The organism is Pseudomonas urethralis, from assembly GCF_021602465.1.
Classification (GTDB): Bacteria; Pseudomonadota; Gammaproteobacteria; order Pseudomonadales; family Pseudomonadaceae; genus Aquipseudomonas; species Aquipseudomonas vlassakiae.
In genome coordinates this window covers 1-15,041 of sequence record NZ_BQIJ01000017.1, presented here as the reverse complement: position 1 = coordinate 15,041, position 15,041 = coordinate 1, and the positions used below count along the sequence as shown (strand labels likewise).

Annotated in this window: 11 protein-coding genes; 2 read left to right on the top strand and 9 right to left on the bottom strand. The window is 62.3% G+C overall.

Annotated elements, in window-relative coordinates; all coding sequences use genetic code 11:
• Positions 1-60: 60 nt before the first annotated feature.
• The 8 genes from L6D64_RS22480 to ppsA all read right to left on the bottom strand — a co-directional run bounded on the left by L6D64_RS22480 (position 61) and on the right by ppsA (position 8,278).
• Positions 61-1,098, bottom strand: coding sequence for an OmpA family protein (locus L6D64_RS22480; protein ID WP_054883443.1), 1,038 nt, complete (start codon positions 1,096-1,098; stop codon positions 61-63).
• 110 nt (positions 1,099-1,208) lie between these two features.
• Entirely contained in the window at positions 1,209-1,775 is a 567-nt protein-coding gene (gene sigX, locus L6D64_RS22475; RefSeq protein WP_033696348.1) for an RNA polymerase sigma factor SigX, read from the bottom strand.
• A gap of 112 nt (positions 1,776-1,887) precedes the next feature.
• Positions 1,888-2,712 carry a mechanosensitive ion channel family protein gene (locus L6D64_RS22470; protein ID WP_054883442.1) on the bottom strand — a complete coding sequence of 275 codons (825 nt, stop codon included), beginning with the start codon at positions 2,710-2,712 and terminating at the stop codon, positions 1,888-1,890.
• 2 nt (positions 2,713-2,714) lie between these two features.
• Complete coding sequence (locus tag L6D64_RS22465) at positions 2,715-2,978, bottom strand: CrfX protein (RefSeq protein ID WP_103449775.1); 264 nt, start codon at positions 2,976-2,978, stop codon at positions 2,715-2,717.
• Positions 2,979-3,071: 93 nt separating this feature from the next.
• On the bottom strand, positions 3,072-4,067 hold the full coding sequence (locus L6D64_RS22460) for a zinc transporter ZntB (protein WP_176507284.1): 996 nt from the start codon (positions 4,065-4,067) through the stop codon (positions 3,072-3,074).
• Positions 4,068-4,094: 27 nt separating this feature from the next.
• Entirely contained in the window at positions 4,095-4,586 is a 492-nt protein-coding gene (rraA, locus tag L6D64_RS22455) for a ribonuclease E activity regulator RraA (RefSeq protein WP_054883439.1), read from the bottom strand.
• A 221-nt stretch (positions 4,587-4,807) separates the two neighbouring features.
• Complete coding sequence (locus L6D64_RS22450; RefSeq protein WP_236192576.1) at positions 4,808-5,800, bottom strand: alpha/beta fold hydrolase; 993 nt, start codon at positions 5,798-5,800, stop codon at positions 4,808-4,810.
• Positions 5,801-5,902: 102 nt separating this feature from the next.
• Positions 5,903-8,278 carry a phosphoenolpyruvate synthase gene (ppsA, locus tag L6D64_RS22445; RefSeq protein ID WP_176507282.1) on the bottom strand — a complete coding sequence of 792 codons (2,376 nt, stop codon included), beginning with the start codon at positions 8,276-8,278 and terminating at the stop codon, positions 5,903-5,905.
• A 191-nt stretch (positions 8,279-8,469) separates the two neighbouring features.
• Here ppsA and ppsR point away from each other — a divergent pair, with 191 nt between their 5' ends.
• Positions 8,470-9,288 (top strand): posphoenolpyruvate synthetase regulatory kinase/phosphorylase PpsR, encoded by an 819-nt coding sequence (ppsR, locus tag L6D64_RS22440; protein ID WP_054885785.1) that lies wholly within the window; start codon positions 8,470-8,472, stop codon positions 9,286-9,288.
• 168 nt (positions 9,289-9,456) lie between these two features.
• Here the strand turns inward: ppsR and L6D64_RS22435 are convergent, their stop codons facing one another.
• Positions 9,457-14,322, bottom strand: coding sequence for an NAD-glutamate dehydrogenase (locus L6D64_RS22435; protein ID WP_176507281.1), 4,866 nt, complete (start codon positions 14,320-14,322; stop codon positions 9,457-9,459).
• Between the two features lie 275 nt (positions 14,323-14,597).
• Here L6D64_RS22435 and L6D64_RS22430 point away from each other — a divergent pair, with 275 nt between their 5' ends.
• Positions 14,598-14,951 carry a hypothetical protein gene (locus L6D64_RS22430; RefSeq protein ID WP_176507280.1) on the top strand — a complete coding sequence of 118 codons (354 nt, stop codon included), beginning with the start codon at positions 14,598-14,600 and terminating at the stop codon, positions 14,949-14,951.
• Positions 14,952-15,041 lie beyond the last annotated feature (90 nt).

The window sequence follows — 15,041 nt, the reverse complement described above, 5'->3', positions numbered from 1 at the left end:
AAATGACAGACAAAGAAAAACCCGGCCGAGGCCGGGTTTTTCATTGAAGCGTCAAACCAATTACTTGGCCTGGGCTTCTACCTGAGCTTCAACGCGACGGTTGATAGCGCGGCCTTCTTCGGTGGCGTTGTCAGCAACCGGACGGGTTTCGCCGTAGCCAACCGACTGAACGCGGCTGGATTCAACACCGTACTGCTGGGTCAGAACCTGCTTGACAGCATTGGCACGACGCTCGGACAGCTTCTGGTTGTAGGCGTCTGGACCAACGGAGTCAGTGTGACCTTCAACCACGGTGGTGGTCTGTGGGTACTGCTTCATGAAGTCAGCCAGGTTCTTGATGTCGCCGTAGCTGTTTGGCTTGACGACCGACTTGTCGAAGTCGAACTTGACGTCCAGCTCAACGCGAACGACTTCGGCAACAGCCGGGCAGCCATCAGCGTCAACGGTTACGTTGGCTGGGGTGTCTGGGCACTTGTCGACGTTGTCGCAAACGCCATCGTTGTCGGAGTCGGAGCAGACTTCAGCAACTGGAGCCGGAGCAGCAGCCACTTTGCCACCGCTACCACCGAAGTTCAGACCAACACCAACGGTTGGGCCCCACTCGGTGTTGCCGTCGTCGATGTTGTACATGGCTTCAACGCCAGCACGGGCGAAGAACATGTCGGTGATGTACCACTTGGCGCCAGCGCCAACGTTGGCGAAGGTGGAGTGGTCGCGGCCGCTACGAGTGGCCTGGCCCAGGCTCTCGTGAGCGAAACCGGCGGAAACGTACGGACGCAGAGCGTCGCCAACGGTACCGAAGTGGTAGGTAGCGTCCAGCTTGGCCTTGGAACCTTTGATGTCTTTGTTGAAGACTTCGCCACGAGCGTTATGAGTCTCGTTGTAGCCCAGGTCCAGGGAGACGTCGTCAGTCAGGAAGTAACCCAGACGAACACCAGGGTTGGTGCCGTCGTTCTTGAAGTTACGCTCGCTGTCGTAGTACTGCTTGGTCACGTTGCCTTCGACTTCGACCGCGCCTTGGCCTTGAGCCAGAACGCCGAACGAAGTAGCAGCGACGAGCGAGCCAATGGCCAAGCCCAAGGTGTTTTTCAATTTCATCCGTTAAATCCCCATCTGGTGATAGTTAAGCAGTCCCACCAACATCCGGGGGACAACTCGACGGCAAGTCTAGCAGAACTCGCCGATCCGTTAGAGATATTTGCAGAGGGCTAAGTTTCATCCAACCCTGCAAATTTCTCACGAAGCTTGTCTAGCGCGCGCTTGTAGCGCATTTTCGTTGCGCTCAAGCCCATGTGCATGATATCGGCGATTTCCTGAAATTCCAGTTCCGCGACAAAACGCAGCACCAGAATTTCCCGATCAATCGGGTTCACATGCACCAGCCACTTGTCCAGACCGCCTTTTTCTTCCGGCTTCGGAGCCTTCTCTTCGGACGCCTCTTCTACAGGGTCCAGGCTCAAGGCATCCATCAACCGGCGTTTACGACGCTCCTTGCGGTACTGGGTAATGCATTCGTTGTAGGTAATGCTGTAGAGCCAGGTCTTGAACTTGGACTTGCCCTCGAAGTTCTTCAGACCGTAGAGCACCTTCAGCATCACTTCCTGACAGACATCATCAGCATCGCGGTCGTTCCCCAGATAACGCGCACAGACGTTGAACAGGGTCCGCTGGTAGCGCCGCATGAGCTCCTCATAGGCGCGGGTTACGTGATACAGCTCTTCATGCGAACGCGCCACCAACTCCTCGTCGGTGAGTTCGCGGGGGTCGTAACGCATGGGCGGCGAATGAACTTTATTCAAAACGGATCTGGCCGACAGTCAGGTCAATGTCGCCGCTCAACCCCTGGGGCTGATTTCGCGGCGGCATACATTAACAGCTTTTGTGCGGTTAGCGGCTATTGACTCGCTGCTCGAGGAGCTCGCGATTGGACAGCGACACCAGCTCGCCCTCATCGGTCAACAGCGTCGTCTTGACTGTGCCGATCTCTTCGATCATTCCTTCAACCTCTCCAATCCGCACCTGCTGGCCGACCTGGTACAGTTCGCGAACATAGATGCCGGCCAGGATCTGCCCGGCGATTTCGCGGCTGCCAAGGCCCATGGCAAGCGCAACGGCCAGACCAACGGTAATCAGCCCGATGACGATCACGTGGTTGAGCAGGTCGGTCTTGACCTCCAACTGGCTGATGGCCACCGAGATGCTGATGATGATCACCAGGCCCTGGGTGATGCGCCCAAGGCCGGCGGAATACTCCAGGCCGATACCTTCGGCCGCACCGCGCACCAGGCCATTGGCCACCTGCGCCAGCAGCACGCCGGCCAGCAGTACCAGGGCTGCGCCGAACACCTTGGGCAGGTACAGGGCGAGCATGTCCAGGGTCGCCGAAACCCGCTCCAGGCCCAACGACTCGGCGGCCGAGACGAGGAAGATGAGCAACACGAACCAGTAGACGATCTTGCCGATCAACGTCGAGATCGGCACCTGGATGCCAACCCGGCCAAGCATCTTGGTCAGCCCGGTACCGGCCATGAGACGGTCCAGGCCGAACTTGGCCAGGAGCTTGGAAAGCAGTGTGTCGAGCAGCTTGGCCACCACGAAACCGAGCAGCACCACGACCAGCGCGCCGAACAGGTTGGGGATGAAGTTCGCTACCTTGGTCCATAGGGCGGTCATGGCAGTGACCAGGCTCTGGGTCCAGAGATCGAGTTCCATATTCAATCGGCCTTATCTGCTTTGCTGCCATTGGCAGCGTTGCGGGTAGAGTGTCGACGCACCGGCGCAACGTGCGCCGAGCCATTGTTCACGGCGATCAGCAGCGCCTGGCTCCAGCGGCCAAGCAGGCTGAACAGATCACCGGCACCGACCTGGCGGTTGGCGGTTTTCAGCACGCGACCCAGGCACGCGGCATCGTCTCGCTCCTCACCGGAGGGCGACGCCTTGAGCAGGTCACGCAGTGATTCTTCAAACGGATCGTGCATGGGCACCTCGCGCAGTGTCACTCAGAGACGAGGCGGCCGGGCGATGGGTCACACATCGCAGTGGAACGATTGTCTCATGACGGCTCGGCATGTTCATACCCAGCGCAACCGCCGGAACAACCACCACTGCCCCACTGCCAGGCCGAGCACGACGATGCAGGCCAGCAGGAAGCCATAAGGGTTGCTCGCCCCCGGAATACCGCCGACATTGATACCGAGCAACCCGGTGACGAAGCTCATGGGCAGGAAGATGCAGGTGATGATGCCGAAGCGGTACATGGTCCGGTTCATCCGCTCGCTGCGCCGGCGGTCTTCGCTTTCCAGCACCAGCGCTGCCCGCTCGCGGGTCAGCTCAAGCTCTTCGAGGTAGCGGATCAGGCTGTTGTTCAGCTCGTTCCAGTAATCGGCATCGGCATCGCAGAACCAGCTCCATTTGCTGCGTGACAGCTGGGCGTAGATCTCACGCTGAGGTGCCAGGAAGCGACGCAAGCCCGCCGCGCGGCGGCGAATCTGCTGAAGGCTGCCTTGCTCCGGTGTATACCGTTCGTCAGATTCAACCTTCTCTTCTTCCAGATCGACCAGCTCCGAGAGGTCGCTGACCAGGCTCTGGACCTTCTCGGTCAGCAACTCCCCCATCAACAGCAACAGCTCGGACGCCGATTTCGGCCCCCTGCCCTCTTCAAGCTGCTGAAGGATTTCATCGCTGGCACGCAATGGCCGCAAACGCAGCGAAATGACCCGCTGCGCCTGGGCATGAATGCGTACCGAAACCATGTCCTCGGGCTCTGCCCCCGGGTTGAGGTTGACCCCGCGCAGGAACAGCAACATCTGCTCACCGGCCTGCGGCAACAGCCGTGGCCGGGTGTTTTCTTCCAGCAGCAGGTCGCAGGCGAACTCGCTCAGGCCACTGTCCTGCAACAACCAGGTGCGGGTTTGCGGATGACTGCGATCCCAGTGCAACCACAGGCTTTGCTGGGGTTGCAGCTGCAGGCCGTCCAGCTCGGTCCGGGCAATCGAACGCGCGCCACCTTTACCATCGAGCACCAGGGCATGCACCAACCCCCACTGCGCGTTGTCTTCCTCGAACATCAAAGCTCCATCAGCGCGTACCGCGCGTCACTCCGGCATTTTCAGCGGGCTTGGCGAGATGATCACGCCATTGTTGTCGGCATACAGGTACTCGCCCGGGCGGAAGGTGACACCGGCAAAGGTCACGGCCACGTTAAGGTCGCCGATGCCGCGTTTGTCGGTTTTCATCGGGTGGCTGGCCAGCGCCTGTACACCGACGTCGGTCTGGATCAGTACATCGACGTCACGCACGCAACCGTAGATCACCAGGCCTTCCCAGCCGTTCTTGGCTGCCTTTTCGGCGAGCATGTCACCCAGCAGCGCACGGCGCAGCGAGCCACCCCCGTCGACCACCAGGACCTTGCCCTTGCCATCGAGCTCGACCTGCTCCTTGACCAGCGAGTTGTCTTCGAAGCACTTGATGGTCACGATCTGGCCACCGAAGGAGTCGCGGCCACCGAAGTTGCTGAACATGGGTTCGAGCACCTGAACCAGGTCCGGGTAGGCGTCACACAGGTCGGGCGTTACGTAATGCTGCATGGGAAGCTCCTGTCAGTCACAACGAAGGCGGGTATCGGCCAAGGCTACACCGTAGAAGCTGTTGCAGTCATCCGGGACCGGGCAGTCATTTGCATTCAACCTGGACCGGCCTCTTCGCGGGACAAGCCCGCTCCCACAGGTACTGCTCAAGTTTCAAGCATTGTGCAGTACCTGTGGGAGCGGGCTTGTCCCGCGAAGAGGCCGGCACAGGCGAAGCAGATTCAACTGACAGGCAAAGGCTCGCGCACCACCGTCGATTCATGCACCGGCAACAGCGGGTCGCGCAACCAGCGCTCAACCAACGGCCATACCTGCACCTGCGCCGCCTTGCTCACCAGCATGTCGACATGGCCAAAGGCCTCGAACCCCTCTTCACGGCCCAGACGCAGGAACTGCTTGCGCTCCCCGCCCAGCTGATCGAACAGCTTGCGGCAGGCCCACACCGGGTCCTGGAAGTCCCCCGCGCCGGCCACCGCCAGCAACGGTACGTCCACTTCGGCCAACCCCGCCCACCAGTCGTTCTGCTTGTCGCCAAAGCGCCCGAACAGGCCATGCCAGCGCATGCTCTCCAGCGCCAGGCCGATCGGCTCGTCCTCCGGCCCACGCTTGAAGCGCGGCCCGGAAATCTGCCCCCAACGCTTGAGCAGCAGCTTCGCTCCCCAGGTCAGCGGAGGCACCTTGAGCGGCCAATAGACCCGGCTGACCTGGGTTCCGAAAAGCGCCACGCTGGCCACCTGTTCAGCCTTGATAAAGCCGCCACCCAAGGCTGCCACCAAGGTAGTGCCACCCAGAGAGTGGCCGACCCAGTGCGGCGCCTGGCCAGACTGCTCGCGCACGAATGCACCGATCAGTGGCAGATCGTCGCGGGCATAATCGGCCACGCTGTTGTGCTTCCAGTTGCGGTTACGCGGCGACAGCCCGTGGCCGCGCATTTCCGGGATCCATACGTCGAACCCGGCCCGCGCCAGATGGGCCCCAAGGCCGATGCCCTTGGGCGAGTACCAGAAGCGCCGGTTGGAGAAACTGCCATGCAGCAGAATCACCGGCACACCTTGGGGCCGGCCTTGATCGGCCAGCCCCAGGCGGGTCACGGCCAGCTCGACACTGGGGTCCGGGCCGTTGCCGGCCTTGATCCGGTACACGTCTTCGCTGAGGTCGCCGCGGCGCTCGGCACTGAGCAAGGCCACGGGAAAAAGGTTGCTGCTGCTTTGCATAAGGTTGCTTGGTGCACAAAAAAGGGCGGGATCCATCACTGGAGCTCGCCCTGGAAAAAACCAGGCGGAGGCGCGCCAGACGCGCCCCCGCAATTTACCGCATCAGGCCGCGCCCTGGCCTTCGGCCAGGAAGAACCAGGTCTCCAGGACCGAGTCCGGGTTCAGCGACACGCTTTCGATGCCCTGCTCCATCAGCCACTTGGCCAGGTCCGGGTGGTCCGATGGGCCCTGGCCGCAAATGCCGATGTACTTGCCGGCCTTGTTGCACGCCTGGATGGCGTTGGCCAGCAGCTTCTTCACCGCCGGGTTACGCTCATCGAACAGGTGGGCGATGATGCCCGAGTCACGGTCCAGACCCAGGGTCAGCTGGGTCAGGTCGTTGGAGCCGATGGAGAAGCCGTCGAAGTATTCGAGGAACTCTTCGGCGAGGATGGCATTGGACGGCAACTCGCACATCATGATCACACGCAGGCCGTTGTCGCCACGGGCCAGGCCGTTTTCGGCGAGCAGGTCGACGACCTGGCTGGCTTCGCCCAGGGTACGCACGAACGGCACCATGATCTCGACGTTGGTCAGGCCCATCTCGTTGCGCACGCGCTTGAGCGCACGGCACTCGAGCTCGAAGCAGTCGCGGAACGACTCGCTGATGTAGCGCGAGGCGCCGCGGAAGCCCAGCATCGGGTTTTCTTCTTCCGGCTCATACAGCTTGCCGCCGATCAGGTTGGCGTACTCGTTGGACTTGAAGTCCGACAGGCGCACGATGACCTTTTTCGGGTAGAAGGCTGCCGCCAGGGTGCTGATGCCCTCGACCAGTTTCTCGACATAGAAACCGACCGGGTCGTTGTAGCCAGCGATGCGCTTGTCGACGCTTTCCTTCAGCTCGGCGGGCAGGCCGGCATAGTTCAGCAGTGCCTTCGGGTGCACGCCGATCATGCGGTTGATGATGAATTCCAGGCGTGCCAGGCCGACACCGGCGTTGGGCAGCTGGGCGAAGTCGAAGGCGCGGTCCGGGTTGCCGACGTTCATCATGATCTTGAACGGCAGCTCCGGCATGGCGTCCACCGAGTTCTGCTTGACGTCGAAGCCCAGCTCACCCTCGAAGATGAAGCCGGTGTCGCCTTCGGCGCAGGATACGGTCACGCCCTGGCCGTCCTTGAGCACCTGGGTGGCATTGCCGCAACCGACCACGGCCGGGATGCCCAGCTCACGGGCGATGATCGCCGCGTGGCAGGTGCGCCCGCCACGGTTGGTGACGATGGCGCTGGCGCGCTTCATCACCGGTTCCCAGTCCGGGTCGGTCATGTCGGAAACCAGCACGTCGCCGGGCTGCACCTTGTCCATCTCGGACACGTCGTTGATCACGCGGACCTTGCCAGCGCCAATGCGCTGGCCGATGGCGCGACCTTCGACCAGCACGGTGCCCTTCTCTTTAAGCAGGTAACGTTCCATGACGTTGGCGCTGGCGCGGCTCTTCACGGTCTCAGGGCGAGCCTGGACGATGTACAGCTTGCCGTCATCACCGTCCTTGGCCCACTCGATGTCCATCGGGCGCTGGTAGTGCTGCTCGATGATCATCGCCTGCTTGGCCAGTTCGTTGACTTCGTCGTCGCTCAGGCAGAAACGGGCGCGATCGGCACGGTCGACCTCGATGGTCTTGACCGAGCGGCCGGCCTTGGCTTCGTCGCCATAGACCATCTTGATCGCCTTGCTGCCCAGGTTGCGGCGCAGGATGGCCGGGCGACCAGCCTGCAGGGTTTGTTTGTGCACGTAGAATTCGTCAGGGTTGACCGCGCCCTGCACCACGGTTTCACCCAGGCCGTAGGCGCCGGTGATGAACACCACGTCACGGAAGCCCGACTCGGTGTCGAGGGTGAACATCACGCCGGCGGTGCCGGTTTCCGAACGGACCATGCGCTGCACGCCGGCGGACAGGGCCACCAGCTTGTGGTCGAAGCCCTGGTGCACGCGGTAGGCGATGGCGCGGTCGTTGAACAGCGAGGCGAACACTTCCTTGGCCGCGCGGATCACGTTGTCGACGCCACGGATGTTGAGGAAGGTTTCCTGCTGGCCGGCGAACGAGGCGTCCGGCAGGTCTTCGGCGGTGGCCGAGGAACGCACGGCCACGGCCATGTTGTCGTTGCCCTGGGACATTTCGGCGAAGGCGGTGCGGATTTCTGCATCCAGGCGGGCCGGGAAGTCGGCCTCCATCACCCACTGGCGGATCTGCGCGCCGGTCTTGGCCAGGGCGTTGACGTCATCAACGTCCAGCGCATCGAGCGCAGCGTGAATCTTGTCGTTCAGGCCACTCTGTTCGAGGAAGTCACGGTACGCCTGAGCCGTAGTGGCAAAGCCGCCCGGCACCGACACACCGGCACCAGCGAGGTTACTGATCATCTCGCCCAGGGATGCGTTCTTGCCCCCCACATGCTCCACATCGTGGACGCCGAGCTTATCGAGGGAAACTACGTACTCTACCAAGGTGATCTCTCCACTAACTGTATTGGAAAAGCTCAAGGGCGCCCGCCTGCCTTCGTTGACTGGGCCGGACGCTTGTGGCCTGTACCTGGAATATAGGTTCGCAAAATATGGCAGAATTGCTGACAGCCGCATTCGGCAAACCGAACTTATCATATCCAAGAAACGTCATCAGCTTAAGGCCCAGATCGCAAATGAAACGAACCGCGTTCTTCATCTCCGATGGCACCGGCATCACCGCCGAAACCCTGGGCCAGAGCCTGCTCGCTCAATTCGAAAGCATTCCGTTCAATAAATTCACTCGTCCGTACATCGACAGCCCGGAAAAAGCGCGGACCATGGTGCAGCAGATCAATGCCGCCGCAGAGCGCGATGGCATGCGGCCGATCATCTTCGACACCATCGTCAATCAGGACATCCGCGAGATCCTGGCGACGTCGAACGGCTTCATGATCGACATCTTTTCTTCGTTTTTATCCCCGCTCGAACAGGAACTGACCGCCCATTCGTCGTATTCCGTCGGCAAATCGCACTCGATTGGCGGCAACTCCAACTACATGGAACGCATCGAGGCGGTGAATTTCGCCCTGGACAACGACGACGGCGCGCGCACCCACTACTACGACAAAGCCGACCTGATCCTGGTCGGCGTGTCGCGCTGCGGCAAGACCCCGACCTGCCTGTACATGGCCATGCAGTTCGGTATTCGCGCCGCCAACTATCCGCTGACCGAGGACGACATGGAGCGCCTGCAATTGCCGGCGGTGCTGAAGAAGCACCACAGCAAGCTGTTCGGCCTGACCATCGACCCCGACCGCCTGACCGCCATCCGCCACGAGCGCAAGCCCAACAGCCGCTATTCGAGCTTTGCCCAGTGCGAATTCGAGGTGCGCGAGGTGGAGAACCTGTTCCGCCGGGAGAACATTCCCAACATCAATTCGACGCATTTTTCGGTGGAAGAGATTTCGGCGAAGATCCTGGTGGAAAAAGGCGTCGAGCGCAGGTTCAAGTAAACCTGCACCGGCCTCTTCGCGGGTGAACCCGCTCCCACAGGTATTGCACATACCCCAAGGTCAATGAGATCCCTGTGGGAGCGGGCTTGCCCGCGAAAGGGCCGGCACAGGTGTACAAAAAAAGCCCCGGCATCGCTGCCGGGGCTTTCTTTTACCTCACTACCAGACTCAGGACGGCACCACCGCCGCCTGGCCACTCAGCGCCAGGTCGACCAGCTCGCGGTTGGCCACCGCGTACATCGCATAGTCGGTGCCGGTGGCGTTGCGCAGGTCGTCGAGCATGGCGCGCCAACGCTCGACCATCACCCGGTGCTGCTCGGCCCACAGCGCCACCCGGGCGTCCATGTCTTCCGGCGCATCGGCCATCTGCAAGACCGAGATGGTGATCGCCCGCTGCTGCAGGTCGATGTCGTCACGGAACGCCTCGCGGGCCAGGGCCTGCCAATTGTTCTCCACCGGCAGGTTGCTGATTTCCTGCAGGTACCAGGTCAGGTCCAGCGCGCTGCCCACGGCGAAGAACGCCTTGGCCACCTGCGCCGGGTCGTGGCCGGTCACGTCCGAGGCCTCGATGATCGGCAGCAGGGTGTACAGGTGGGTGGTACCGGCAACCATGCGCGCCAGCAGCTCCGGCACACCGGCATCGACGAAGCTCTGGTAGCGCACCATCCAGCGCTCGCGGGTCGGGCCTTCCAGCAGCTCGTCGAGCTTGAGCCCCAACTGGGCGATCTTCGGCCCGAAGTGCGCGCTGTCACGCCCGGCATCCTGCTCGTTGCGGCGGCTGCGCAGGAACCAGCGGGTGGCGCGGCGGCCCAGGCGCATCAGCTCGTCCATCAAGGTCAGCTGGATCTCCGCCGGCACCTGATAGTCCAGCGCCTCGATCTGACGGAACCAGTGCGGCAGGTGGAAGATGTCACGCACGATCACATAGGCCCCGGCGACGTTGGCCGGGCTCATGCCGGTCGACTCCTTCAGGCGCTGGACGAAGGTGATACCCATGTTGTTGACCAGGTCGTTGGCGATCTGGGTGCTGACGATTTCGCGCTTCAGGCGGTGACGGCGCATGGCGTCGGCGAACTTGCTGACCAGCGACGGCGGGAAGGCGGTTTCCATGTCGCGGGTCAGGTAGTCGTCGTCCGGCACCAGCGACTTGAGCAGCTGCTCCTTGAGGTCGATCTTGCTGTACGAAATCAGCACCGACAGCTCGGCGCGGGTCAGGCCCTGGCCAGCGGCCAGGCGCTCGGCCAGCTGTTCCTCGGACGGCAGGAACTCGATCGCGCGGTCCAGCTTGCCACGGCTTTCGAGGTCGGCCATCAGGCGCTTGTATTCGGCGATCCGCTCGCGGGCGCGGCGGGCTGCCAGCGACAGGGCCTGGGTCTGCTTGTAGTTGTTGCCCAGCACCAGGCCAGCCACTTCGTCGGTCATGCTGCCGAGCAACTGGTTGCGCTGTTTCTCGGTCATGTCGCCACCCTGCACCACTTCGTTGAGCAGGATCTTGATATTGACTTCGTGGTCGGAGCAGTCCACGCCACCGGCGTTGTCGATGAAGTCGGTGTTGGTGGCACCGCCATGCAGGCCGAATTCGACACGACCGAGCTGGGTCATGCCGAGGTTGCCGCCCTCGCCTACCACCTTGCAGCGCAGTTCGTTGCCGTTGACGCGCAGGGCATCGTTGGCCTTGTCGCCGACATCGGCGTGGCTTTCAGTGCTGGCCTTGACGTAGGTACCGATACCGCCGTTCCACAGCAGGTCGACCGGTGCCTTGAGCAGCGCGTGCAGCAGCTCGGTCGGGGTCAGGCGGTCGGCTTCGATGGCGAAGCGTTCCTTCATCTGCGGGCTGATGGCGATGCTTTTGGCGCTGCGTGGGAAAATCCCGCCGCCTTCGGACATGATGCTGGTGTCGTAGTCGCTCCAGGCCGAGCGCGGCAGGTCGAACAGGCGCTTGCGCTCGACGAAGCTGGTGGCCGGGTCCGGGTTCGGGTCGATGAAGATGTGCAGGTGGTTGAACGCCGCCACCAGTTGCAACTTGTCGGACATCAGCAGGCCGTTGCCGAACACGTCGCCGGCCATGTCGCCGATGCCGATCACGGTGATCGGGTCCTGCTGCACATTGATGCCGCGCTCGCGGAAGTGGCGTTGCACACCGACCCAGGCGCCACGGGCGGTGATACCCATCTTCTTGTGGTCATAACCGGCCGAGCCACCCGAGGCGAACGCGTCGCCGAGCCAGAAGCCGTAGTCGATGGCGATGCCGTTGGCGATGTCGGAGAAGGTGGCGGTGCCCTTGTCGGCCGCCACCACCAGGTACGGGTCGTCGTCATCGTGACGCACCACGTTGGCCGGCGGCACCACGCCACCGTCCTTGAGGTTGTCGGTGATGTCGAGCAGGCCGGAGATGAAGATGCGATAGCACGCCACGCCCTCGGCGGCGATCTCGTCACGGCTACCGCCCAGCGGCAGCCGGCGCGGCAGGAAGCCACCCTTGGCGCCGACCGGCACGATCACCGAGTTCTTCACCTGCTGGGCTTTGACCAGGCCCAGCACTTCGGTGCGGAAGTCTTCCTCGCGGTCCGACCAGCGCAGGCCGCCGCGGGCGACATTGCCAAAGCGCAGGTGCACGCCCTCGACCCGTGGCGAATAGACGAAGATCTCGAACTTCGGCACAGGCTTGGGCAGCTCGGGAATCAGCTTGGGGTTGAACTTGAAGCTGAAGTACGACTTGTTCTGGCCGCTGCCATCCGGCTGGTAGAAGTTGGTGCGCAGGGTGGCCTTGATCAGGTCCAGGTAGCGGCGCAGGATGCGGTCCTCGTTGAGCACCTGAACATCGTCCAGGGCGGTGAGGATCGCCTGCTCCAGGCGTTGCTGCTTGTCGTCCAGGTCTTCGGTGGTGAGCTTGCGCGCCAGGTAGAAGCGGGTCTTGAACAACCGGGTCAGCTCGCGGGCGATCTCGGTGTGGTTGTTCAGGGTGCTGGCGATGTAGCCAAGGTCGAAGCCCAGGCGGATCTGCTTCAGGTAACGGGCATAGGCACGCAGCAACGCCACGTCACGCCATGGCAAGCCGGCGGTGAGCACCAGACGGTTGAAGGCATCGTTCTCGGCGTCGCCCTTGACGATGTGGATGAAGGCATCCTGCAGGATGTCGTTGAGCTGCTGGATGTCCAGGTCCAGGCCTTCGCTGTAGGTGAAGGCGAAGTCGTGGATCCAGAACTCGCGCCCGCTGGTGTGGCGCAGGCGGTACGGGAATTCGCCGAGTACGCGCAGGCCAAGGTTTTCCAGGATCGGCAGCACGTCCGACAGCGCCAGCGGGGTATCGGCATGGTACAGCTTGCAGTGCAGCAGGCGGTCGCCCAGGCGGGTCAGCGGCTGATAGAAACTCATCGCCAGCGGCTTGTGCTCGGACAGCGCCACCACGTGCTGCAGGTCGACCACCGCCGAATGCGCCGGGAAACGCTCGCGGTAGCCAGCCGGGAAGCCTTTGGGGAAGTCAGCCAGGATGTTGGTGCCCTGGGCTTCGCCGAAGTTCTCGATGACCAGCGCCGAGTAGTCGTCATGCCACGAGCGGCAGGCCTGGATCACTTCGTTTTCCAGTTGCTGCGGGTCGATGTCGATGCGGTTCTTCGGGTCGACCCGCAGAATAAGCTGCACGCGCGCCAGAACCGATTCGGAGAAGAAGGTCCAGAACTCGCAGTCGCTGGCCTTCAGGCGCTCCATCAGCACCTGCTGGATCTTCTGCCGCACTTCGGTGGAGTAGATCTCGCGCGGCACGTAGGCCAGGCAGTAGCAGAAGCGCCCGTACGGGTCCTTGCGCAGGAACACGCGGATCTTGTTGCGTTCCTGGATCTGCACGATCGACATGACGGTGTTGAACAACTCGTCGATCGGGGTCTGGAACAGGTCGTCGCGTGGCAGCACTTCGAGCACCTGGGCCAGTTCCTTGCCCAGGTGCGCTTTCGGGTCGAAGCCGGACCGGCGTTCGACTTCGGCGACCTTCACGCGAATGTAAGGGATGGCATGCACGCTCTCGCCGTACACCGACGACGTGTACAGGCCCATGAAGCGGTGCTCCTTGATGACCTTGCCGTCGGCATCCAGCTGGCGGATCGACACGTAGTCCGGGTAGGCCGGGCGATGCACGCGGCTGGGCAGCGCGGCCTTGGCGAACGACAGCAGCAGCGGTTCGTTGAGGTAGGCCACGGCGTAGTCTTCGATGCGCAGTTCTTCCGCCGTCAGGCCCACCCGCAGGCGGCGCGGCAGGCCGAGGAACGACTGCTCGTCGTAGTCCATCTGGCCACCGTCGCTGTCGGCCTGGACGGTGAATTCTTCGTAGCCGAGGAAGGTGAAGTGGTTGTCCAGCAGCCATTCGAGGAAGGCCTTGACCTCGCCCTTTTCATGCTGGGCCGGGCCGTAGGCGGTGTTTTCCACCTCGGCGAGGATTTCGCGCAGCTTGGCTTTCATCGGCTCGAAATCAGCCACCGCCACGCGTACCTCAGCCAGCACCTGCTCGATCTCGCGGGCCAGCACGGTCAGTTCGGCGGCATTGGCGCAGCGGTCGATCTCCAGGTACATCAGCGACTCATGGCGCACACCTTCGCCCTGGGTGCCCTTGGGCAGCAGTTCGAGCAGTTCGCCCTTGGCACCGCGGCGCACGCTGAGCACCGTGGTCTGCAGGGTGTGGATGCTGTAGCCGCGGCGGTTGAGCTCGGTGCGCACCGAGTCGACCAGGAACGGCAAGTCGTGATGCAGCACTTCGACCACGGTGTGGGTCGACTGCCAGCCATTGCGCTCGTAATCAGGGTTGTACACCCGCACTTGCGGGTATTCGGGGTCGAAGCGCTCGATGATGCGCCACGCCGAGAGGGTACAGCCGGCAAGGTCCGAAAGCCTGCGCTGGGTGAGTTCGTCCAGAGAGATGATGCCGAAGAACTGCTCGGCGAACAGCGCCACTTGTGGCAGGGACTGTTCGCTGATGTGCTGCGCCAGGGCCGCTTGCAGTTGGTGCTGGAAGTCGGCTTTGCTGGCTGCGGTGAAGAACGCCATCTGTGGTACTCCGCTTGGGCTTTGTAGTAGTTGAAGCGTCGCGCATGTCCGCCATGTACGGATCAACGATAGCCAACCCATGGCAAGCCGGACGGTAAAAACCAGACGTTGAACGTGGCAGGCACGTCCAGGGCTCGCCGAAGCTTAACGACTGAGCGGTCATCGCCGCTTGCGAGGCTGCGACAATTTCGGTCAAGGGCTGGCAACTTTACGTTTATGGATGGCTGCAAGGCTGTCAGAATTCCCTCCCATTACCCTTGACCCGAGTCGTAGCCATGCAAATCCACACCGCCGTGCTGTTCGCCACCCCTTGCGATGACGAGGAAGACAACATGGCGACCTTGTGCTGCCACAGCGACAAGGGGCAGATGTTCTTGCTGACCCGTTATCCGGATGAAGACACCGTCGACCTGACCCTGGATGACGAGCCGTCGACGCTGGATGGGTTGAAGGTGACCTTGAGCGCGCAGCGCCTGCTGATCGAAGTGGCAGCCGGTGATCGGGATGCGCTGAAAGGGGATGAAGCGCTGGAGATCGTGCTGACTTCGGCGGGGACTGACCTTGAGGAGGTGGCGCTGACATTGCGCAATATCCTCGATGGCACCGGCACCTTTGTCAGCGAGCTGTGATTTTTTAGTGGGTGCCGGGTGCACGCCGGTCGATTTGCAGCGCAGATGAGACCAGACACTCATGCACCCGCACCCCCCACTGACCCCATT

What these genes read in the sequence shown, in the direction of transcription:
- ppsR (WP_054885785.1), top strand. Translation starts at nt 8,470, where the DNA reads ATGAAACGAACCGCGTTCTTCATCTCCGATGGCACCGGCATCACCGCC.
- L6D64_RS22465 (WP_103449775.1), bottom strand. Translation starts at nt 2,978, where the DNA reads ATGCACGATCCGTTTGAAGAATCACTGCGTGACCTGCTCAAGGCGTCG.
- L6D64_RS22460 (WP_176507284.1), bottom strand. Translation starts at nt 4,067, where the DNA reads ATGTTCGAGGAAGACAACGCGCAGTGGGGGTTGGTGCATGCCCTGGTG.
- L6D64_RS22430 (WP_176507280.1), top strand. Translation starts at nt 14,598, where the DNA reads ATGCAAATCCACACCGCCGTGCTGTTCGCCACCCCTTGCGATGACGAG.
- L6D64_RS22470 (WP_054883442.1), bottom strand. Translation starts at nt 2,712, where the DNA reads ATGGAACTCGATCTCTGGACCCAGAGCCTGGTCACTGCCATGACCGCC.
- L6D64_RS22435 (WP_176507281.1), bottom strand. Translation starts at nt 14,322, where the DNA reads ATGGCGTTCTTCACCGCAGCCAGCAAAGCCGACTTCCAGCACCAACTG.
- L6D64_RS22450 (WP_236192576.1), bottom strand. Translation starts at nt 5,800, where the DNA reads ATGCAAAGCAGCAGCAACCTTTTTCCCGTGGCCTTGCTCAGTGCCGAG.
- L6D64_RS22480 (WP_054883443.1), bottom strand. Translation starts at nt 1,098, where the DNA reads ATGAAATTGAAAAACACCTTGGGCTTGGCCATTGGCTCGCTCGTCGCT.
- sigX (WP_033696348.1), bottom strand. Translation starts at nt 1,775, where the DNA reads ATGCGTTACGACCCCCGCGAACTCACCGACGAGGAGTTGGTGGCGCGT.
- rraA (WP_054883439.1), bottom strand. Translation starts at nt 4,586, where the DNA reads ATGCAGCATTACGTAACGCCCGACCTGTGTGACGCCTACCCGGACCTG.